The organism is Planctomycetota bacterium (assembly GCA_016125255.1).
GTDB lineage: Bacteria > Planctomycetota > Phycisphaerae > Phycisphaerales > Zrk34 > RI-421.
In genome coordinates, this window is record WGMD01000018.1 from 1 (window position 1) to 21,356 (window position 21,356).

Annotated in this window: 16 protein-coding genes; 7 read left to right on the forward strand and 9 right to left on the reverse strand. The window is 60.4% G+C overall.

All coding sequences use genetic code 11. The annotated features are described in order from the left end of the window. Positions 1 to 561 precede the first annotated feature (561 nt). The 6 genes from GC162_13975 to GC162_14000 all read left to right on the forward strand — a co-directional run bounded on the left by GC162_13975 (position 562) and on the right by GC162_14000 (position 9,412). Entirely contained in the window at positions 562 to 831 is a 270-nt protein-coding gene (locus GC162_13975) for a hypothetical protein (GenBank protein ID MBI1369750.1), read from the forward strand. Between the two features lie 135 nt (positions 832 to 966). Continuing rightward, a complete protein-coding gene (locus GC162_13980) occupies positions 967 to 1,575 on the forward strand; it encodes a sigma-70 family RNA polymerase sigma factor (GenBank protein MBI1369751.1) in 609 nt (202 codons plus the stop codon). A 6-nt stretch (positions 1,576 to 1,581) separates the two neighbouring features. Beyond that, positions 1,582 to 2,283, forward strand: coding sequence for a hypothetical protein (locus GC162_13985; GenBank protein ID MBI1369752.1), 702 nt, complete (start codon positions 1,582 to 1,584; stop codon positions 2,281 to 2,283). Between the two features lie 634 nt (positions 2,284 to 2,917). After that, positions 2,918 to 4,348, forward strand: a complete 1,431-nt coding sequence (locus GC162_13990) for a hypothetical protein (protein MBI1369753.1) — start codon at positions 2,918 to 2,920, stop codon at positions 4,346 to 4,348. Then, positions 4,326 to 6,236 (forward strand): efflux RND transporter periplasmic adaptor subunit, encoded by a 1,911-nt coding sequence (locus GC162_13995; GenBank protein ID MBI1369754.1) that lies wholly within the window; start codon positions 4,326 to 4,328, stop codon positions 6,234 to 6,236. Before GC162_13990 ends, GC162_13995 begins: the two co-directional genes overlap by 23 nt. After that, entirely contained in the window at positions 6,236 to 9,412 is a 3,177-nt protein-coding gene (locus tag GC162_14000; GenBank protein ID MBI1369755.1) for a CusA/CzcA family heavy metal efflux RND transporter, read from the forward strand. Before GC162_13995 ends, GC162_14000 begins: the two co-directional genes overlap by 1 nt. An 80-nt stretch (positions 9,413 to 9,492) precedes the next feature. On the opposite strand, the gene GC162_14005 is transcribed toward GC162_14000, so the two are convergent. The 4 genes from GC162_14005 to GC162_14020 form a co-directional block, all read right to left on the reverse strand. Then, positions 9,493 to 10,140, reverse strand: a complete 648-nt coding sequence (locus tag GC162_14005; protein MBI1369756.1) for a hypothetical protein — start codon at positions 10,138 to 10,140, stop codon at positions 9,493 to 9,495. 39 nt (positions 10,141 to 10,179) lie between these two features. Continuing rightward, positions 10,180 to 11,523, reverse strand: a complete 1,344-nt coding sequence (locus tag GC162_14010) for a multicopper oxidase domain-containing protein (protein ID MBI1369757.1) — start codon at positions 11,521 to 11,523, stop codon at positions 10,180 to 10,182. A 1-nt stretch (position 11,524) separates the two neighbouring features. Continuing rightward, positions 11,525 to 12,952 (reverse strand): TolC family protein, encoded by a 1,428-nt coding sequence (locus GC162_14015; protein MBI1369758.1) that lies wholly within the window; start codon positions 12,950 to 12,952, stop codon positions 11,525 to 11,527. 71 nt (positions 12,953 to 13,023) lie between these two features. Then, complete coding sequence (locus GC162_14020; protein ID MBI1369759.1) at positions 13,024 to 13,767, reverse strand: DUF3347 domain-containing protein; 744 nt, start codon at positions 13,765 to 13,767, stop codon at positions 13,024 to 13,026. Between the two features lie 843 nt (positions 13,768 to 14,610). Between GC162_14020 and GC162_14025 the strand changes: the two genes are divergently transcribed. Continuing rightward, positions 14,611 to 14,922 (forward strand): hypothetical protein, encoded by a 312-nt coding sequence (locus GC162_14025; protein ID MBI1369760.1) that lies wholly within the window; start codon positions 14,611 to 14,613, stop codon positions 14,920 to 14,922. A 140-nt stretch (positions 14,923 to 15,062) separates the two neighbouring features. Here GC162_14025 and GC162_14030 read toward each other — a convergent pair whose 3' ends face one another. The 5 genes from GC162_14030 to GC162_14050 form a co-directional block, all read right to left on the reverse strand. Next, positions 15,063 to 15,842, reverse strand: coding sequence for a glycosyltransferase (locus GC162_14030; protein MBI1369761.1), 780 nt, complete (start codon positions 15,840 to 15,842; stop codon positions 15,063 to 15,065). Between the two features lie 74 nt (positions 15,843 to 15,916). After that, on the reverse strand, positions 15,917 to 16,753 hold the full coding sequence (locus tag GC162_14035) for a hypothetical protein (protein ID MBI1369762.1): 837 nt from the start codon (positions 16,751 to 16,753) through the stop codon (positions 15,917 to 15,919). Beyond that, the gene (locus GC162_14040) at positions 16,750 to 18,282 is read right to left on the reverse strand and encodes an N-6 DNA methylase (GenBank protein MBI1369763.1); all 1,533 of its coding nucleotides are present in this window, start codon (positions 18,280 to 18,282) and stop codon (positions 16,750 to 16,752) included. The genes GC162_14035 and GC162_14040 overlap by 4 nt, the downstream gene beginning before the upstream one ends. Positions 18,283 to 18,285: 3 nt before the next feature. Beyond that, entirely contained in the window at positions 18,286 to 20,817 is a 2,532-nt protein-coding gene (locus GC162_14045) for a restriction endonuclease subunit R (protein ID MBI1369764.1), read from the reverse strand. Positions 20,818 to 20,826: 9 nt separating this feature from the next. Then, a complete protein-coding gene (locus GC162_14050; protein ID MBI1369765.1) occupies positions 20,827 to 21,015 on the reverse strand; it encodes a helix-turn-helix domain-containing protein in 189 nt (62 codons plus the stop codon). Between the last annotated feature and the right edge of the window lie 341 nt (positions 21,016 to 21,356).

A 21,356-nucleotide genomic window follows, 5' to 3' on the forward strand; every position in this document is an offset into this window, starting at 1 on the left:
GCATCAAGATGACGAGCTTCGACCGTCAACAGATCGATGCGATCCGAAAGGAACTGAATCAGACCTTCAACACCCAACACCAACCCGCCGTCCAGACACCCGCCCCTTCACGAATTTACAGCACGACAGGGACTTGACCTTCCAAAGGGGGCTACACGCTCGGCGCGCGCGGGTTGCCGCCGGCCCTTCGGCCAACCCGCCCTGCGCAACGATCCAGTGGTTGACCGCAGTCGATGGCCGTATCAGGGATGTTGCGCAACCTTGCGTGGCAGATAGCATCGCGATAACAAGAAGTGGGATCGCACCTCGCATGATCCCTCACCTCAGCAAGGACGATGCCAGCGGTGGGTTTCGACCCTTATACCTCAATTCTTGCCCAATAATCGTGCAGCCGCATGAAGGCTGCCAGCATATTGGGCATGAACCGGTTGCCAGCGCTGTGTGGATTTGTTTCGGGATTGAACCATGCGATCCGCGAGATTCGTTGAGGCTTATAGATGTTGAATCGGCCGCGTTGGCCAAACGCACTCTAAGAGGCACCTACCCATCAGGAGTCAAACCATGAAAGCCATCCTTACCGTACTGTCCGTTGTTGCCGTCTTGGGCCTTACCGCCCCTACCTTCGCCGGCCCAAACACGGGTTCGCCTAGCTTTGGGCAACAGGCAATTAAGCACATGCGAGAAATGCGCGAGCGGCGCGAGCATGCCAAGATGTACGCTCTGACGGGTGATCGGGCCGAGGCCAAAGAGTACCGTTGGGAAACGAAGCTCATCTGGGTCGGCGGAAACCGCGACCGTCGGGTCGTCTACGATCGCGTCCCCGTGGAGTGATCGCGCGAGATGACGCAGAACGGTGATCTGCCTCGCACCGATGCGAGGCAGATCTTGTGCCGGGTATTCGATCGATCGGCTCCACACCGCTCACTGACTTGGACCACCCAGCCGTGTTCTGGTACATAGCCCAGCATGGCATCCAAGCTGACCGATTTACAGGTCGAGCGCTTCGAGCGACTGGCGTGGCCTTTCCTGCCCATGTTGCTTCGAGCGGCGCAATGCATGACGCATCGAGACGACCAGGCAGAAGACCTGGTCCAGGAAACCATGATCAAAGCGATGCGGGCGATTGACCGGTTCGAGGAGGGCAGCGACATGAAGGCGTGGCTGCTGACGATTCAGCGACGGACCTTCATCGACCTGTACCGGTCACGCAAACATCGGAGGGCTGAGCGCTCCTTGGATGATGACAAAGTGCCGGAACCTACGGATGACGGCGGGCACGATGCCGAAGGGTTTGACCGGCGGTGGGAGCAGCCGGAACAGTTGCTCAATCGATTCGATGATGATCAGATCATCGACGCACTCCGTTCGCTGCCGGACGAAATACGCTGGACGCTGCTGCTGGTGGACGTAGAGCAAATGGACCAGCAGCAGGCGGCCGAAGTGCTCGATGTGCCAGTGGGCACGATCAAGTCGCGGGCACATCGCGGTCGCGGCATGCTGAGGAACAAGCTCTACGAATTGGCCCGGCAACGCGGCTGGGTCGAGCCGAAGCCTGCGGACGACAATGAGGAATGACGAACGATGACAGCGAAACGGTCACAAAACGATCTCGATCGCGCGACGCAGGCGCGGCTGTCGAAGCTGGCGTCGCGTCCGGTGGATACTACGGCCGTATCGTCACGGTTGCGCACCAAGATGATTAGATGCCGCGCAGACAATCGGTCTGCCATATTCGGATTCCCCGTATGGGCACGATGGGTCGGACGCAGCGCTATAGCGGCCTCACTCCTCGTCGCGGTGACTCTGCTGTTCGTGATGAGCCAGTCCGGGTCGACTGTGTACGCCGCGCCGGCGGAGATGGTGCGGCTTCATCGCGACCTGGTCGCCGGGCGCGCCCCGGTTGTGCCGGTGGCCAATCTCGCCGAAGCGAAGAAGGTCATAGATTCAAAATGGCGGGAAGCGCCGGCCATCCCCGATCAATGGGACCACAACGTGCATGCCTGCTGCCTCCGTGATGTTCAGAGCCGGCAGGTCGCCTGCATTCTGATGAAGCAAGACAACGTGCCGGTGACGGTGGTCCTGGCGCGAACCAAGGACTTCCGTTCCCCAGACGACGGCACGGTCGATTATCACGGTCACAAGTACGCCGTGTTATCGCGTGACGGCGTGAACATGGTGATGACGCAACAGGGTGCGCGTTGGATGTGCCTGATGGGTGAACTTTCCCAGGAATCGCTGCTGCGCATCGCTGATAATTTGGTTGACAATGGCGAGAGCCCGTAAGTTGAAAAGATGCATCTGAGCTGACCATAATGCAACACACGCTCATCTACATGCTGGTAATTGCCTTGAGTGGACTTCACCCGACATCGCCTCAGCAGCGGTTCCATTGCCGGATGACGGGGAAGCGGGATTTGGTGCGGTGTTGCTGTGAACGGCGCGACGCGGAAGCCGCCGCCTGCGATTCCAAGACTGGCGGCTGTGCTACCAGCGGCAAGACAATCTGCTGCAAGTCCAAAACGCCGTGCGATCGAAAAACGCGCGATGAGGATACGTCTGTAGCTGCATCCAACTGCTGCATCATCACAAACATCGTGGCAAACACACCCACGGTGGTGGATGGGCCTCGCCGGAGTCGCGATATTGACGACGCGGTCCACGGTCAACCGATCGTAATCCCGGCCGTTCGAAATGACCAACTGTACAGCGGTCATGCTCCGCCCACTTTTGTGATGCTGAATCGCAATGGATCACCGGGCATGATGCCACGATTTATTTTGCATTGTTCATATCTGATTTGATCGCCCTCCATCACTTCGAGTCGTCGCGTCAAAACGATTGACGATCGCTGTTCCATGCACCGTCCGCACGGTGGCCGCGAAGGCCATGCGCGGACGAATGAATCACGAGCTTCCTCATGAAACGAATTCACTGCACTCTGCGCGCCTTAGGAACCCTGTCGATGTTGGTAGCAACAAGCGCTGTACAAAGCGGCTGCGCGAACTCGTCACCGTTTGACGATCGGCTGTACCCGACTGCCCTGCGAACCACGCCCATCGTGATGCCCAAGTTGACCCAGGCAGCACCACAGGCCGATCCTCAAACACTTTTCAATGGGCTGGACACGCTCGAACTGGACGCATTGGTGGACGCGGTCATGCGGCGCAACCCCTCGATCGCGGCGATGGAAGCGACGTGGCGATCCGTGCGGGCGAGGTTCCCACAGGTCACCAGTCTGGATGACCCGATGTTGTCCTACGCCATCGCACCGGGCACGTTTGGCAACGACGAGATCAATGACGGCCACAAGATTGACATTTCACAAAAGTTTCCATGGCCTGGGAAGTTGGAACTGCGCGGTCGAATCGCCGAGCGCGAGGCGGAGGCCGCCGGACAGGACATCGAAACCGTGCGACAGCGGCTTGCGCAGGAAACCGCTCGTGCGTACTTCGACTACTACTACGTTTTCCGGGCGATTGATATCAACAATATCAACATCGAACTGCTCAAGGAGTTTCAGCGGATCGCGGAGACGAAGTATGCCGCGGGCACGGCATCCAAGCAGGATTCACTTCAGGCCGAAGTCGAGCGGTATCATCTGGAGCATCGCGCCATCGTGCTGCAGCGAATGCTGAGTGTGACGAGGGCGCGGATCAACACGCTGCTTCACCGCGACCCAGAGCTGTCACTTCCCACGCCGCCGAAGCAGGTGGATACTCCAGGAGCTAGACCCGAAGTGTTGGCACTGCGCACTCGTGCGGTTAACGCCCGGCCCGAGCTTCAATCTCTCGCCCGCCAACTGGAGGCGAAGCAAACAGCACGGCAGCTCGCGAAGAAGGAGTACTACCCCGATATCACGGTGATGGGCACCTACAACAGCCTGTGGGCCGAGGAACAACGTCGCTGGATGATTGGGGCGGGGATCAATATTCCTCTTCAGATCGACCGCCGTCGCGGCGCGGAAATGGAAGCTTTGGCGCAGTCCAACCGCGTAGCGGCCGAGTTGGTCGCCGGTGTGGACAAAGTCGCATTCGAAGTTTCGCAGGCCTACGACATGCTGGTCGAAAGCGAGCACGTCGTGCGCCTCTACAACGAAAAGTTCATGCCCGTCGCCGAGGAGAACCTCAAAGCCGCGCGATCCGGCTACGAAACCGGCAAGAACGACTTTCTCACAATGATCAATGCGGAAAAGAACCTGATGTTCGTGCATCTTGCCCGACAGGAGGCGCTGACCGAGTACCACCAGCGATGGGCCGACCTGGAGCGCGCCGTCGGCGGCGACATCGACGCGCCGCCCGTGCAGCCCGGTCAGCCTGACCAACCCAATGGAGACTCGAACAATGAGTAAGAATGAAGTTTTCTCTTTGATCCACCGATGGGGACCATCCGCCGTGATCGTGGCCGCAGTTGTGACGGTCGGTGTTCTCTTTCACCGCCCGATCGTCGCATGGTTCGGCGGTAACCCCGACGCGATTTTCGGTCCATCCGGCGGCATGGCGCATTATGACGTGGGTGATCTTCACTCGGCCGGATCATTGAAGGTCGGCGCACGCATCGACCCCCATCGGCCGATCGTCGGCAAGAACCGTTTGTTGGTCGTCGTAAAAACGGCTGATGGTGACCCGGTCACGGACGCGAGTGTCGAAGCCGTCGCTGTCATGCCCGCGATGGGTTCCATGCCGGAGATGCGGTCCACCTCGCGGTTTAAGCACATCGAAGACAGCCAATATGCAGGTGACCTCGAACTGACCATGGCCGGTGGTTGGCCGCTGACACTGAATGTCGATTCGCCCGCGCACGGTAAGGCGACATTGCACTATGATCTGGCGACAACGATCGACGGGCTGCGATTGACCGACGCGGCCGGCACCGGGAGAAAGAACGATGCGACTGGGAGCAAGCCGCTCAACGATGTCTGCCCGGTGCTAGGCAAGAAAGTGCCTGAGGACGCGGTGACCCTGACTTGGAAGGGTCATAGAATCGGCTTCTGCTGCCCCGGTTGCGACAGGAAGTTCGACGGCTGGACGGAGGAAAAGAAGCAGGCGTTCGTCGATCGCTTCATCAAGGGCGGCAAGCCGATCGCGCAGACCGACAGCGGTACACAACAAAAGAAACCCCTGCCGCCGGCGGAAGGCATCGCGTTCTGGACCTGCTCGATGCACCCGTCCGTCAAATTGAAGGACAAGGGCACCTGCCCGATCTGCAAGATGGACCTGATTCCCGTGACGCACGAGGAGGTGCGCTCGGGCGTCATCTTCGTCGATGCGCAGCGCCGCCAGCTCATTGGCGTCCGCACGACGACAGTCATGCAGCAGAACCTGGACAAGACCATCCGCGCCGTGGGCGTGATCACCTACGACGAGACGCGCCTGACCGATGTGACCCTCAAGTACCGCGGCTGGATCGGCGATCTGTTCGCCGACTACACCGGCAAGCACGTCGAGCGCGGTGAGCCGCTGCTGACGATTTACAGCCCCGAGCTGCTGTCGGCCCAGCAGGAGTATCTGGACGCCTTGGCCGCCACTGCCGTGCCCGGCCGCACGACGCGCGTGGCCGAAGCGGCGCGCGAACGCTTGCTGTTGTGGGATCTGACCGAACGGCAGCTTGACGAACTGGCCAAACGCGGCAAACCACTTCAGTACGTCCCCGTGCTGTCGCCGGCGACCGGCACGATCATCCAGAAGATGGCCGTTAAGGGCAGTGCGGTCGAGCCGGGCAAGATGATCTACCGCGTGGCCGACCTTTCAACACTGTGGATCGAGGCCGAACTCTACGAGGATGAAGTGCCGCTGGTGAGTGTGGGACAGAAGGTTGAGGTGTCCGTTTCCTATCTACCGGGGAAGGGGTTCGAGGGCACGGTGTCCTACGTCTACCCCTACCTCGATCCCAAGACGCGACGTGGCCGCATTCGCGTCGAAGTTACAAATAAGGACGGCCTGCTCAAACCTGATATGTACGCCAATGTGTACATCAAGGTGCCCCTTGGCAAGCAGCTGGCCGTACCCGAAGAAGCGGTGTTATACGGTGGGGAGAACAACATCGTGTTCCTGGACCTGGGTGAGGGCCGCATGCGCCCCCAGCGCGTCAAGCTCGGCGTGCGCGCGACCGATCCGGGTTTGGGTATGGACCTGATCGAAGTGCTCGACGGGCTCAAGCCCGGCGACGCTGTCGTGACGTCAGGTAATTTCCTGATTGCTTCGGAAAGCAAGCTTAAATCCGGCATTGAGAAGTGGTGATGCAGTTATCCGAAATCAATCCGTCTGCGCGCCCCGGCTTTATCCAGCGATTGATCGCCGGCTGCGCCAATAATCCGTTCCTGACGATCCTTACGGTCGCAGCCATCGTTGCATGGGGCTATTACTCGCTGCGTCAGGTGCCGCTGGACGCCATTCCCGACCTGTCTGACGCCCAGGTCATCGTCTTTACTGAGTGGCCTGGGCGCAGCCCCGACCTGGTTGAAGACCAGATCACCTATCCGATCAGCACGGCACTGTTGGCTGCGCCGAAGGTCAAGTTTGTACGCGGCCAGTCGTTCTTGGGCCTTTCGTTCGTCTACGTCATTTTCGAGGACGGCACCGACATCTACTGGGGCCGCAGTCGTGTGTTGGAATACCTCAACTCCGTCACTGGCAAGCTGCCCGATGGCGTCAATCCCACGCTAGGTCCGGACGCGACGGGCGTCGGCTGGGTGTTTCAGTACGCGCTGGTGGACAAGTCAGGCAATCACGATCTATCGCAGCTGCGCTCGTTTCAGGACTGGTACGTCCGATACGCTCTGGAAGGCGTCGAGGGCGTCGCCGAGGTTGCATCCGTCGGCGGGTTTGTGAAGCAGTATCAGATTCAGCTCGATCCCGATCAGGTGCTGGCGTACAACATCCCCATCCAGACCATCATTCAAAAGGTCCGCCGCTCAAACACGGACGTGGGTGGGCGCGTGCTTGAGCAGGCCGGTCACGAATACATGATCCGCGGGCGGGGCTACATCAAGTCCAAGGCGGACATCGAATCCATCCCGGTTGGCATCGGGAAGGACGGCGTGCCCATTCAGATCAAAGATTTGGGCAAGGTGACCATCGGCCCAGACATGCGCCGTGGGCTGGCGGAACTAAACGGCGAGGGCGAAGCCGTTGGCGGCATCGTCATCATGCGCTACGGCGAAAACGCGCTGACCACGATCGAAAACGTCAAGAAACGCCTGGTGGACGTGCGTAAGAGCCTGCCCGAAGGCGTTGAACTGGTCGTTGTGTATGACCGCTCGGAGTTGATAGGGCGTGCCATTGCCACGCTCCGCCACACGTTGATCGAGGAAATGATCGTGGTCAGCATCATCATCACGATATTTCTGCTGCATTTTCGCTCGGCGCTTATCCCGATCGTGGCGTTGCCCATCGCGGTAATTCTGGCGTTCATCCCGATGAGCTATCAGCATCTGACCGCGAACATCATGTCGCTCGGCGGCATCGCAGTGGCTATCGGCGCGATGGTGGACGCTTCGATCATCATTATCGAGAACATCCACAAAAAGCTGGAGACGTGGGAGGAGGCCGGCCGGCCGGCGGAGAAGACGCGCCGCGGCGTGATCGTCGAAGCAATGCAGGAGGTGGGGCCGAGCATCTTTTTCTCCCTGCTGGTGATCACTGTTGCGTTCCTTCCAGTGTTCACGCTTGAGGCGACTGAAGGTCGGCTGTTCCGGCCGCTGGCATACACCAAGACCTACTCGATGGGCTTTGCGGCGATTCTTGCGGTGACGCTGGTGCCGGCGCTGGCGGCGCTGATCATCCGCGGCAAAATACGCGGCGAGAAGTGGAATCCGATCAACCGCATGCTGGTCGCGGGATACGCGCCGGTCGTGCGGTTTGTCGTGAGACATCGGTGGCTGGTGGTGGCCTGTTCAGTGGCCGCGATGATCGCCACCATTCCAGCATTCTTCCGGCTGGGAAACGAGTTCATGCCGCCGTTGAACGAAGGCTCCATCCTGTATATGCCCACCGCGCCGCCGGGCATGTCCATTACGGAAGCGAGCACCATCCTCCAATCGCAGGATCGCAAGCTGCGTGAGGTTCCAGAGGTGCAGTCCGTTTTCGGAAAGATAGGCCGCTCACGCACCGCCACCGATCCCGCACCGCTTTCCATGGTCGAGACCGTCATCGTGCTCAAGCCCGAGAGCGAGTGGCGTGAAGGGATGACATGGGACAAGCTGATTAAGGAAATGGATCAGAAACTGGCTTACCCCGGCATGCCAAATATTTGGTGGATGCCGATCCAGACTCGCACCGAAATGCTTGCCACGGGCATCCGTAGTGCGCTGGGCATCAAGGTGTTCGGCTCCTCGCTTGAAGAGATCGAAGCCACGGCCGTCCAGGTCGAAAAGGCGCTACAAGACGATCCACGGGTCAAGCCCTACACTCGAAGCGTGTTTGCCGAGCGCGTCACCGGCGGCTATTTCCTTGATTTCAACGTGAAGCGCGAGGAGGCTGCCCGCTACGGCATGACCGTCGGCGATGTGGAGGACCTTGTCCAGACCGCCATTGGCGGGATGAACATCGACCAGACTATCGAAGGGCGCGAGCGCTACCCAATCCAGGTCCGCTATGCCCGGCAGTTTCGCGATAAGCTTGACATGATCAAGAAGGTGCTGGTCCCGACACCCACCGGGACACAGGTGCCCATCTCCCACGTCGCCGACATAGATATCAAAACCGGCGCACCGATGATCCGCAGTGAGGACGGCCGGCTCGTCGGATTCGTGTTTGTGGATGTGACCGACATCGGCATCGCGGACTACGTGCAACTTGCACGGCAAGCTGTGGACGAGCGAGTCACACTGCCTGCCAGTGTGCGGCTCGCCTGGGCGGGGCAATTCCAATACTTTGAGCGTGCCAAGGAGAAGCTCAAGATCGTTGTGCCGCTAACATTGTTGATTGTATGCTTCCTGCTGTACTCGAACACGAAATCGGTGATCGAAACCCTCATCGTTCTATTGGCCGTGCCGTTTTCCCTAATCGGCGCGATTTGGTTGCTCTACCTGCTGAACTACAATATGAGCGTCGCTGTCTGGGTCGGCCTCATCGCTCTTGCCGGCCTGGACGCCGAAACCGGAGTGATAATGCTTCTGTATCTTAATCTTTCTCACAAGCGATGGATTGGTGAGGGTCGACTTCAATCCTTCCGCGATCTGGAAGATGCAATCGTCGACGGCGCAGCCAATCGTATTCGCCCTAAGTTGATGACCGTGCTGACGACTTTCATTGGTCTGTTCCCATTGATGCTGAGCACTGGCACCGGAGCCGACGTGATGAAACGCATCGCCGCCCCCATGGTCGGCGGTCTGGCAACGTCGTTCCTGCTGGAGTTAACGGTATATCCTGCGATCTTTGCATTATGGAAATGTCGGAAGGGGCTAACAAAGTAACGATCTCAACATCAGTTGGCGGGAGCAATTGTTATACACATGCCTACTTGAGCGGTGTCGAACTTGATCCAGCAAAACCGTCATTGCTTGTCGGCGCTGTGATGGTGGTCCTCGCCGGATGCGTCCGCGTCGGAATGATGATGGTCCTCATCTTCGGCCGGCTTGAGTTGGTCGCGCTCGGCGTCGGTGAGCTTGGGCAGATGACGGACGAACGAGACGATCTTCCATCGTGTGTCGGCGTCGTCGGCGTTCTCGAATGCGGGCATGCCCGTGCTGCCGATGCCGTTGGCGATGACCCAGTACAACTGGCCGTCGGTCATGTTCTGGATCGCGTCGCTGGCCAGGTCGGGTGCTTCGGGGTGCAACCCCTCTGCGATCTCGCCCCGTTCCAGGCCGGGAGCGCTGTGGCACACCACGCACATCTCCTTGTAATGAGGCAGGGCGTCCGCGATCGCTTTCGGATCGTTGGCATGGGGGTTGGTCTCGATCGTTGCGTGATGGGCGATGGAACGTGAGCTGGCGTAGCCGAGAAACGAGTCGATCGGGCCGAACGATTGCTGTGCCGACACGTTGATGATGCCCGTCGCCGCCACGATCAGCGGAAGGACGATCACCACGGCGAGCATGATCAGCATCCCCCAGACGAGACCCGAGCGGAATCCCCGGGTCTTGCAGCAGGAACCGGTCGGTTTGGTCGCGTTGGCGTTGTCTTGATTCGGCGTTTCCATGGGGTGCTCCTTCGATGATCATTGAGTGATTCAAGTGGTTCAGTGTTCTGTTGAAATCCCGTCGCGCTTCAGTTCTTCCGGCGAAGCCCGGTCAACGACGGTCCCCGCCGGATGTTGATACCAGCCGGGGTCGGCGTAGTTGGCGAGCTTCTCGCGCACCTTGAGGATGGTGAACATGCCGCCCATGTCGATGTAGGAGAACGGCCCGGGCATGCCGACCATGGGGATGCTGTTCTTGGGTATAGGCATCGACATCTCGCTCATGCCCTCCATCCCAAGATGCCCCATCGTCATGTAACCGGGCACGAGCGAACGGACGCGCGTGTCGAGGTCGTCGGGGTTGACGCCGACCATGTTGGGGAAGCCGTGGCCCATCTGGTTCATCATGTGATGGGTCATGTGACAGTGCATCGCCCAGTCGCCGGGATCGGAGGCGACAAACTCCACGTCGCGCGTCGAGCCCACCGGCATGAGCACAGTGGTCTCCGGCCACTGCGCTGTAACCGGAATCTGCCCGCCGTCGGTCGCGGTGACCTTCCAGTAGTGACCGTGGAGATGAATCGGGTGATGATCCATCGCGCTGAGGTTGCCGAAGCGGATGCGCACGCGGTCGCCGAGTTTGGCGACCAGCGGGTCGATCGCGGGGAAGACCTTGCCGTTCATCGTGAGGATGTTGAAGTCGCTCATCGCCAGCGTGTTGGGCCGGGATGTGCCGACCTCGATGCTCCATTCACTCAGCAGGATGGCGAAGTCGCGGTCGACCTTGTATCCAGCCGACGGATTCCGGGGGTGGATGATGAGCATGCCGATCAGGCCCATGCCTTCCTGGGTCATGGCGTCATGATGAGAGTGGTACATGTAGGTGCCGTGCTGGCGCAGGGTCCACTCGTAGCGATAGGTCTCGCCGGGTGGGATGGGTTTCTGCGTCAGGCCGCTGACGCCGTCCATACCGTTGGGCAGATAGATGCCGTGCCAGTGCACGGTCGTCGGCACGGGCAGGCGGTTGGTCACGTAGATACGGACGTGATCACCTTCCACCGCTTCGATCACCGTGCCGTTGACCCGCCCGTTGTAGCCCCAGCATTTGGCCTTGAGCCCGGAGGCGAACTCGTGGTCGATCGGCTCGGGGATCAGGTGGAAGACCTTCACGCCGTCGACGATCTTGAAGGGCAGCGTTGCGGCGTTGGGGGAGACGACGGGTTGGTAATCCTTACCGGGTTCGGCGGGTGCAAGGGCGGGACGGTCCGCGTCTCCTGAATACGTCTTTTCCCACGCCTTGCCCTCGGTGTCGATCTGCGAGGCGCGGGCTCGGGTCCCTGCAAGCAGGGCCGCGCCACCGATCGCCGCCGCGCCGGTCATAAGCATTTCGCGTCGTGTCGCCATGTCAATGGCCTCCTGTGTTGTCAGTTGTGCCGGCCATGCCCGGCATGGTTGTCATGGGAAGAGCGCCCGATCGCATCGAATCCACCATCCGCCCTTGCAGCATGGCGTCCAGTTCGGAACGGGCCATCCAATACGTGTGGAGCGACTCGACATACGATTGAGCCGCGTTGATCTGCTGCTGTTTGGCGAACAGCAGTTGGAAAACGCCCACCTGCATGGCGTTGTACTGAAGCAGAGTCTCCCGGACGATCTGGTCTCGCTGCGGGAGGATTTCGGCGCGGTAGAACTCGGCCGTCCGCCGGGTCGTCAGCAGGCGCTGCCGCGCGGAACGGACGTGCGAACGCAGTTCGACGGCTGTGGCGATGTAGGCCTGCTGCCTGCGCCGCAGCTCCGCCTGCGCAGCCGCCACCCGCGCCTGGCCCTGATCGAACAGCGGGATCGGCAGCGAAACGCTCGGTCCCACGTCCCAATCATGATCTTCACGCTTGGCCTCGGCTCCCAACTCCAGCGACGGGATCAACGCCGTCGCCTTCGTCAGCCCTAACCGTTGACCAAAGGCCACGATTTCCTGTCGCGCCATCGCCAGGTCGAGACTGTTCTCGACCGCCTTGGTCTCCAGGCCCGAAAGGTCCATTGCCTCATCAGGCACATCCGGCAACCGCTGCGGGACCGTCCACTGCGTCGCCTGCTCGCCCCACAATCCCATCAGACGGTTGAGGCGCTCGCGACTGTCGACCACCGCCGCCTGCGCCGATGCCAGGTCTAGGCGGGCCTGGTCGTACAGCGCCTTCTCGTTGTGCAGGTCCAGGTCGCGGATGTTGCCCGCCTCGTGCAACTTCCTCTTTGCTTCGTAGGAGGCCGCCGTCGCATCGACGACCTGTCGGTGCATCTCCAGCATCTGCTGATCCGCCACGAGCCGGTAGTAGCCGGCGCGGGCATCGACATCCATGTCCAGCACAGCGGCGCTGAGCTTGAGCTTGGCGCGCTCGAAGTCCGCCTCAGCCACCGCCCGGCGCAGGGGGATGAAGAATACCTCCAGAAAATCCTGCGCCACGCTGAAGGTCAACTCCGGCGAACCGCCGCCGACGATGAAACCCGCCGAGGCATCGAACACCGGGTTCTTGAGCAGCCCCGCCTGAACCACCTCGGCCTGCGCCACGCCCAAGTCCTCATACGTCGCCTGGAGCCGGCGGTTGTTCAGCAGAGCGACCTGCACCGCCGCGTCGGCCGTCAGCGGTTGGACCAGCAGTTCCTTCACCGCCTGGTCCGCGCGGGCGTCAGTGTCACCATCGCGTCGCCAGACGACGTCGTGGCCGATGCGCGTATGAACCTGATTCTGCACGTCGTTGAATCCCGCATCCGGCGGGACCGGCGCGCAGCCGCCGATCCATACAACCGAGACCAGCGGCAAGATGAGTCGTTTGACCATGAGAATGCTCCTTCGGCGTCGGCCCGACCGTTGCAGGCCGTGACCGCCGCGCGTGGGAATGACAGCGGCGATCACTTGTGGTGCTCGTCCTTGGGCTTGAGGGTCTCCGTGATCTTCCCGCACCGGAGCATCTCGCTGCCAAAGTAGGGGTTGGTCACCTTCTCACCCAACTGCAGCCACGGGGCCTTGGCCATCGGGCAATACGCCTGGCGAATCTCCGGGGCAACCTTCGCCGACGGCGGCATCAGATGCGCCAGCTCCACCACGTCCGGGCTCATCGCCTTGAACGAGGCCCGCATGGCCTTGATGTCCTCGGCTTTGCCGTGCGCGACTTTGGCGATCTTCTCCGCGATCGCTGCGACCTTCTCCTGATCGGCGTCCGACAAATCGTGGGCGGTGTGATGGATGATGCTCAGTTGCTTCTCAGACCCGTCGAACTTGTCGTTGGCCAGCAGGTCCGACAGGGCAAGGTAGGCCGCGACGAGCTTGTCCACTGATTCCTGTGCCGATTCGCCGGCGGCGTGCTCGTGGTGATCGGCATGATTCTCGTCGGCCTCGCCAGCGCCTGTGGCATGGTGGTGGTCGTGATCATCCGCCTTGGCATGGGATTCGTGTTCGTCGTGACCGGCCGCCCCCGTTGTCGCCGGGCTTGCGGTCCCCTCGGCCAGAAGCACGTTGGCCGGCGGTGTGTAAGCGGATTCCGCGGCGCGCGGGCTGGCCGGGTGGTCGCTGGGCGTTTGGACGCTCGCCTGATTCGCGGAGCACGCGAACAACATCAGAGCGAACAACGGAAGTATGAGTGTCCGAAGGATCATGATCGTATCCTTTCTTGCGTAGGTACTACGCAGGAGAGCCAGTTCGTGAACCGAACTTCACTGTGAAGTCCGGCAAGAGTGAATTCAACGGTGCTGAATATCAGGGATGACGATTAGCGCAGCCCGTTCCGCGAGCGGTAGCCCTCACGAGCGAGCGCATCGATCACATGCCGGCATGACGCCTCATGGCTGGCGCGATAACAACAACCGCGCCCAAGGTGCGCGGAGGCGTCGTGAACCGGTTGGAGATTCGCTAAATCGTCAACAGACAGTGAAGTGCGCGCAGGGATACCCCGCCGTGTCCCGGCGGATCGTGCCACCGATATGCGTTGACCACGGTAAGCGAGCCGTGATCCAGGGAAACGTATTGAACGGTCGCGGGCTGAAACTGGAAGCAGACGCTCCCACCCGTCATCATCGAGTCGACCGGCGGTCGATCGTAGCTGGCCCAATGCTCGGCGCAGGAGCACTCATGCGGATGGTGCGGTCCTTGCTCGTGATCTGCGGGTGCCGACGAATCGGACTGATGCCCTGCGTGGTCGTGCCCACCGTGAGTATGAGCGACCACGGAATCCTCAGGATTGTGGGTGTGCGTCTCGGCCAGACAGCAACAAACCACCGGGCTCCATAACCCGATCAGGACGGCCAGTGCAGAATGGATCAGCGGTCTGTGCATCATCGACGGTTAAATTGTACCCGTTAGCCACTCCGATTCAACCAAGTGATCGGCGGCGGTATTCAACACGCGCTGATTCAAGGATTACACACAAATTGCACCGCAATATCTCGACGGATTGCACAGGCGTGGCGCATAATCGTGAGGCACCAGTACGGAGTTGGACCATGAACGCAACAACGTCCGAGTTTGAGGCCGAATGCCGATCGCACCTGGACCGATTCTTCGCGGCGCACCCAGACGCAACGATGGAGCAACGCGCCCACAAAGCGCTGCGCTTGCTGCGAGCCAGCGAGACCCCGATCAAAGGCAAAGTTGAAGGCTGGGCCGCCGGCATCATCTACGCGGTAGGCACCTACGACCGGCCGCCGGTCGGGGTTCCTCATGTTCTCAACAGCGAGTTCGAGGAACTCATGGGCGTCTCCATGGGTACTGCGCGAACGCGGGCGGCCACGGTGCGAGAGTTTCTGATGCTCTGACGCCGGTGGTCGGCGGCTCGCGCATTCCAGATCAAGAAAAACGCCCGGCCGACGCAAGGTCGACACGGGCGCTTCCGGGGGCGAGGTTGATGACGCGATCGTAGCAGCTGCGGCTGAGCCGTCAATTGCGCCTGTTGGTTTCACACCACGCGATGTTCGGGCGGCCGGTGGGGGCGATGAATACAGACGAGGAATTCCTCTTGTTCAAATCGCGGCGACTGCTGGGCGAGCAGCTTGTTGGCTTTGAGTGTAAGAGTGCGGTCGCGGTGTTCAGCGGCGAAATTCCGAGTCCGATCATCATTGTCGTGATCAATGTGCCGCACGGTGTCGGTGAGCAGCTTGTTCCAGCGCCACCCGGCATCTTCCATGCGGTGATGCAGGTCGGAATCCTCGTGCCCCCAACCGACCATACCCTCGTTGCACCCACCGAAGTGGTCCCAGTCGGCGCGCCAGAACAGCCCGCTGCCGCCGAGGTTCGCGCCGCCCTGGGCGTAGAACATGCGATCGCCCATCGGGTGCCGCGCGAGGAAATCGTCCGCCACAATCTGCACGTCGCTGTCCATCATGCTGATCAGTGGATGCCGCGCCAGCCGCATCTTTAGGTTCTTACTCTTGGCCTGGTGGAAGTACCGCTGTGGCTCGACGAGTTCGACGTATACGATCGTGCCGTCCTGATGCTCGTCCACGATGTCGCGCACCGGCGGCGTGCTTGACCAGTCGAGAACGACGACCTCGGCGAAGCCTTTGTTGAGCCAGGTCGGCAGCGTCTGCCGCAGGTGGTCGTGGCGGTTCATGCATGCCGTGACCAGCGACACTACAGGAACAGGCGTTCGTGACATCGTGGGCTGCGCGATCGGGCCGAGGCCGTACTGCCGCCACTGTTCGTGCAGCGCGACATCCGGCGACCACGGTTTCTTCACGCCGGCCCAGTGGAGGATGTTCCACGGTGTGGTGTGCTCGTGATCCTTGCCAACGAAGACGTTCCACTCGGGTTCTAGATGGGCGAACTCGCCCCGGGCGTAGATGGCGCAGCGTCACCATCCTGCGCCACAGCAATTGCACCTTCCCACGAGAAGACGTTGCTAAAGACCAAGTCACCGGGCTCTATATGGAACAGACGCTTTCGTCCGAGGTTTGCGCCGGAGATCGGCTGTTTGTGGAATGTGCCCCTACCGAAAGACCGAATGCCCAGCTCCGGGTACATTGCGGTCTTATCGACTTTCACGGGCCGACGGGTGACGGGGGCGACCTGCTGCATAGAGCGGCGCGGGGCGTCCTTGGCGATTTCGCGGGCGTAAGCTCGCAATAATTCCTCCCGCTCCTCTTTGATACTCTCCCGCAGCCGCCGGGCCTCGGCAATCCGGGTGTCGACGGAGTCAATCTTCTCAACCAGGCGAACCTGCTGGTCAATAGGCGGAAGAGAGATTAATACATCGCCAATGTCCTGCGCTTTGAGGGAGACGTTTGCAACGCCGGTCATCAATGGGACAAAATACCGTTCTCGATTATGGTTGAGCAGATGATAGAGGTATTTGGGAAGGCAGATGCCGGGGTCTTTTACGATAAGTGCCACGAGCAGATTGGCTAGCGCAAACTTGCCCGTCTCGTAATGCACGCGGTTCATGGTGGCGCGGCCGTGGCCAGCGGAGGAGATAAGAGGTACGCAGACGGCTTCGCCATCGATCTGGTAGGTTGTGGCTGATCGACGATAGGCAGCGGTTACCACGAGCGGGTATTCGCCTGGCGTCGTCTTCATCGTTGGGTAGGTGCCCTTTTCAAGAAAGCAAATATCCCCGATGCGGAACTGGCGGGTTTGCCACTTTGTCTTCATCCCGCGTGCTCTCCGTTGGCGCTGGTGGGCACGACGATGGTTGGCTCAAGTATTTCTTGAATCTCCTCCATAATCGCCAGAATCCGCTGCTCTTTGCTGGCGATGTCGGCAGCGATGGCGGTCGGCGAGCGGTGTTTCACCGCCTTTTCGGCGTTGGGGTTTTTGGCGGACAGGTCATAGTTCCGCTTGACGATCTCACGGACTGGGACAATCCAACTCCGCTCAGATACGGCGCGGGTCTTGGCTTTCTCCAGACAGTCGGGCAGGTCGTCCTCGGCGATTGATCGCTGGGTCTTGGTGAGCGAGAAGCCGACCGCCTCGACCTCGTAGTACCAGATATCCTTCGTGCCAACGGGGTTGCCGGCTCGGTCGAGCTGGCGGTTGAAAAACAGCAAGTCGGTCTTGGGCCCGGTGCCGCTGGCGACGGCGTTGGCGAATACGCCCGCGGGCAGGCTGATGATCGTGTGCAGGTTGAACTGCTCGAGCAGTTCCTTCTTGGTCTGCACGTAGGCAGACTCGTTGGTCTTGAAGAGCACACCCTCGTCGATGACCATGCCGACCTTCCCGGCACGCTTGACCTTTTTCATGATGTGCTGAAGGAAGGTGATCGACGTTGCCTTGGACGGGTACGGGAAGTTGGCGGTGACACTGTCGTGCTCAGTGCCACCGAACGGGGGATTGGTGAGGATCACGTCGTAGCGATCCTTCTCGGTGAACTTGCGGACATCGTCGGCCAGAGTGTTGTGGCGGCGCAGGTTCGAGGAGAACACGCCGTGGAGGATCAAGTTCATGCAGCCGAGCAGGTACGGCAGCGCCTTCTTCTCTTGGCCGTAGAAGGTCTCGTTCTGGAGGCATTTCTCGTCCTTGGGCATGATGCGGTTGCCCTTGGCGGCGCGCATGTGCTTGTATGCCTCGACGAGGAAGCCCGCCGAGCCCATGGCCGGGTCGTAGACGGTCTGGCCAATCTTCGGATCGACCAACTGGACGATGAACTCGATGATGGGGCGTGGCGTGTAGAACTCGCCGCCCATGCCGCCTTCGCGCCCGAGCTTGGCCAGCATTGACTCGTACAGGTGCGAGAGCGTGTGGACATCCTCAGCCGACTCGAATGTGATCTCCTGCACGGCGTCGATGGCGTCACGAAGAATCGCGCCGTCCTTGAGCATCTTCGAGGGGGCATCCTCAAACAGACCTCGAATGACCGAACGGGCGCTGTTGCCCTGGAGGCCGCGCAAGTATGGAAACAGGTCCTCGTAGAGGAACTTAAGCAGGTCCTGGCTGGTGAGCTTCTTTGACGGGTCGGGATTGGTCCATGTGGACCACTGGTACTTTTGTGCAAGGATGGCGCTGTGGTTACGGCCTTCGTACTCGGCCTCGGCCTTGCGCTGAGCCTCGAACTCCTCGAAGCACTTGAGAAACAACAGCCAGGAAATCTGCTCGACGTAATCGAGCAGACTGTTGGTGTTATCGTCCTGCCGAAGAATCTTGCAGGCTTTCCAGAACTGCGTGTTGAGCGTCTCTCGTGACATTTATCAGGCTGCCTCAGCCATATACAGGCGTTTGATCAATTCATCGATGGCGGCACGCAACTCCGCGATGCCGCCGAAGGGTTTGGCCACGTGCCGCACGTCGCTGTTGAACGGAGCGAGCGTGAACACGGCCGGGTCAGCCACTTCGAGAACCCCGCCATAGCGGTATTTCTCGACCAGGGCCATGAGAACGCCCCGGGCTTCCTCGTCGAAGTTCTCGAAGAACTCCTTATGCAGGTTGAACAGCGCATTGGCGCGTTCCTCGCAGCTGTGGAGTTCGGCGTCGAACGCGACGTGGGCCAGCAGGTCGTAGGCGTCGGCATCCGGACGGTGGAGAATCTCGCGGAGGATGTCAAGGTGGACCATCCGCTCCTCAAGCATTGCGAGCAGTTCGTCGCGGCGAGACTTGTCCACCCACGCCTGCTGAAGCTCGACCATCGAATGACAGGCGGCGAGCAACTCCTCGCGGACTTTTCTCAGGTAGTCTTCAGGTGTGACGAGGTTGCCATCGGCGTCGCGCTCTTCGTAGACCTCATCCACCATCTTCACATCGAGGTTGGTGATCTTGACGCGCTTACGGGTGGATTCTTTCGTCGGCTTGAGTGCAATGTTCAGGGAGACCGGCGTGTCCGGACCGGTCGAGATGGTCATCTGCACGCGCTTATGGTCGGCAACGGTGACGACGAGAACGATCTTACCCTTGCCGATGTTGGGAAAGAAGAACTGGCCGTTGGAGCCGGTGAACTGGTCTTGAACCTCGTTGGGGCTGGTCTGGAGGTAGACACGGGCATGCTCGATGGGCTTACCGGTCTCCTCGTCCATGACGGTGCCGCCAACGATGCAGGTATATGGGCCTTCAGTGTTCGCGCCGCCTTCACCCGGTTCGCCGGGGCGGTCCCAATCGTCGAAAAGACGGGACGCATTGGTGTAGTCGATGACGCGGAACCAGAACTTATCGGTGTCCTGGCAGAGGCGCGATCCGCGCCCGACGATCTGCTTGAAGGAAACAATCGAGGCGATGGGCTTCATGAACACCACGTTTCGGACGCTGGGCGCATCGACGCCGGTGGTGAGCAGGTCGACCGTCGTGGCGACTACGGGGACCGCTTTCTCGGTGTCCTGGAATTTCTCCAGCATCGCTTTGCCGGTTGCTCCCTCCTCCGAGACGATCCGAACGGCGTAGTCGGGGACGTTGAGGTCGGCGTTGAGCCGGTTCAGTATCTCGGTCACCTTCAGGGCGTGGTCCATGTTCACGCAGAAGACCATCGTCTTTTCCATGCGTCCAAAGCGGTGGAGCAGCTTGTTCATGTGCTCGCACAGCTTGAGGATGTGATCCGGCATGGTGATCTTCCGCTCGAACTCTGGCATGTCGTAGCGGTCGTCGACATCGCCTCCTTCAGGCACTTCAAGTTGCGCACCCTTTGAGGTGACGTCCTGGATGTCAAGACCGTCTTGCGTGAAGTTCGTGACAGAGCGGTGGACCTTGTAGGTGGCCAAGAAGCCGTCGTCGATGCCTTGGCCGAGGGAGTAGGTGAAGACCGCATCGCCGAAATATTTGTAGGTGTCGATGTTCTCGGTTCGCTTCGGCGTGGCCGTCATGCCGAGCTGGATGGCGGACTCAAAGTGCTTGAGGATCGCGTTCCACGTGCCGAAACCGGAACGGTGACACTCGTCGATCACGATCAGGTCGAAGAAGTCCTTCGGGTACCGCTGATACAGCCGCTTGCCGTCGGCCCCAGCGTACATCGCCTGGTAGATGCTGAAGTAGACCGAGCGGTTGATCGGGGCCTTGCCCTCCGCGATCACGTCGCGCTCGTTCTCGAACGGCTCGAACGTGTTGTAGGCCTGGTCGCGGAGGACATTGCGGTCGGCGAGGAACAGAATACGCGGGACGCGATCTGCCCCGGCCGTGTTCCACCGCGACTGCCAGAGCTTCCACGCGAGTTGGAAGGCGATGACGGTCTTGCCGGTGCCGGTGGCAAGGTTGCTGAGGATACGGTCGCGGCCTTGGAGAATCGCCTCGATAGTGTTGTTGATGGCGACCTCTTGATAGTAGCGCGGCATCTTGCCGCCCTTTGCGCAGTACGGTGTCAGGAGCGGATTGCTCGGTCGCGCCGCATCGAGAGCTTTGAATGCGCAGTGGCGCTGCCAGAGCTCGTCCGGTGACGGGTAGCCGCTGAGCGTGCTCTGGGTGTTCGTCGTGAAGTCCCATTCCTCGATGCCGTGTCCGTTGGTGGAGTAGGCGAACTCGAGGCCGAGGATCTGAGCGTAGTCCTTGGCCTGCTGGAGGCCCGCGCCAGGTTCGTGGTCTTCGTCTTTCGCCTCGACGACGGCGATCGGGAAAGACTCCTGGTAGCGAAGGAGATAGTCGGCCTTTTTTCCCTTCTGCCGGCGATGGCCATCGCCGACGAGGACAATCTGACCATCCGTAAAATAGTGCTGTTCGGCGATGCGCCAGACCGGGTTACTCCACCCTGCGACTTGCAGAGCGGGGGTAACGTAAATTCGGCATGTATCAGCTTCGTTCAGAGGCATCCGGAATCCTCATCGTTTACTCGGTTGATTCTTCAGCCACGCGTCAATGGCTTCCCGGTGGAATCGCCAGTGGCGACCGACCTTGTGGCCAGGAACCTTGCCCTCTGCGCACAGCTTGTAAAGTGTGGAGGTAGAGAGCTTGAGGTATTTTGCCAAGTCATTGATGGTCATAACCATGTCGTTTGATTGTCTGGCCATCTGCATCCGTCCGCATGCTGTAGCGACACCCGCCCCGGTGGCTCATCGGTCACCTGCGTATTTCACAGTTATTTGCCGTTGGCGTCAACGGCTCGTCGGTCGTCGGGTGACATGGGGGCGTCAGTCGCTCAACGCATTCGGACGAAAATCAAAACGCCCGGCCGACGCGAGGCCGGCACGGGCGCTTCCGGGGGCGAAGCTATTTTGACGATCGTAGCGACATTGGTGGAGCGGTCAAGACCTACTGCCTCTACGGGATAAATCGCCGATGCACGCCTCGGAACTCGTTGCCGATGTAGGTCGTGTCCGAGACCTCATGCCAGGCAACCGGGGGATTGAGC

Excerpts from the sequence above, each read along its gene's own strand:
- GC162_13975 (MBI1369750.1), top strand. The coding sequence starts at position 562 with ATGAAAGCCATCCTTACCGTACTGTCCGTTGTTGCCGTCTTGGGCCTT.
- GC162_13980 (MBI1369751.1), top strand. The coding sequence starts at position 967 with ATGGCATCCAAGCTGACCGATTTACAGGTCGAGCGCTTCGAGCGACTG.
- GC162_13985 (MBI1369752.1), top strand. The coding sequence starts at position 1,582 with ATGACAGCGAAACGGTCACAAAACGATCTCGATCGCGCGACGCAGGCG.
- GC162_13990 (MBI1369753.1), top strand. The coding sequence starts at position 2,918 with ATGAAACGAATTCACTGCACTCTGCGCGCCTTAGGAACCCTGTCGATG.
- GC162_13995 (MBI1369754.1), top strand. The coding sequence starts at position 4,326 with ATGGAGACTCGAACAATGAGTAAGAATGAAGTTTTCTCTTTGATCCAC.
- GC162_14000 (MBI1369755.1), top strand. The coding sequence starts at position 6,236 with ATGCAGTTATCCGAAATCAATCCGTCTGCGCGCCCCGGCTTTATCCAG.
- GC162_14005 (MBI1369756.1), bottom strand. The coding sequence starts at position 10,140 with ATGGAAACGCCGAATCAAGACAACGCCAACGCGACCAAACCGACCGGT.
- GC162_14010 (MBI1369757.1), bottom strand. The coding sequence starts at position 11,523 with ATGGCGACACGACGCGAAATGCTTATGACCGGCGCGGCGGCGATCGGT.
- GC162_14015 (MBI1369758.1), bottom strand. The coding sequence starts at position 12,952 with ATGGTCAAACGACTCATCTTGCCGCTGGTCTCGGTTGTATGGATCGGC.
- GC162_14020 (MBI1369759.1), bottom strand. The coding sequence starts at position 13,767 with ATGATCCTTCGGACACTCATACTTCCGTTGTTCGCTCTGATGTTGTTC.
- GC162_14025 (MBI1369760.1), top strand. The coding sequence starts at position 14,611 with ATGAACGCAACAACGTCCGAGTTTGAGGCCGAATGCCGATCGCACCTG.
- GC162_14035 (MBI1369762.1), bottom strand. The coding sequence starts at position 16,753 with ATGAAGACAAAGTGGCAAACCCGCCAGTTCCGCATCGGGGATATTTGC.
- GC162_14040 (MBI1369763.1), bottom strand. The coding sequence starts at position 18,282 with ATGTCACGAGAGACGCTCAACACGCAGTTCTGGAAAGCCTGCAAGATT.
- GC162_14045 (MBI1369764.1), bottom strand. The coding sequence starts at position 20,817 with ATGCCTCTGAACGAAGCTGATACATGCCGAATTTACGTTACCCCCGCT.
- GC162_14050 (MBI1369765.1), bottom strand. The coding sequence starts at position 21,015 with ATGGCCAGACAATCAAACGACATGGTTATGACCATCAATGACTTGGCA.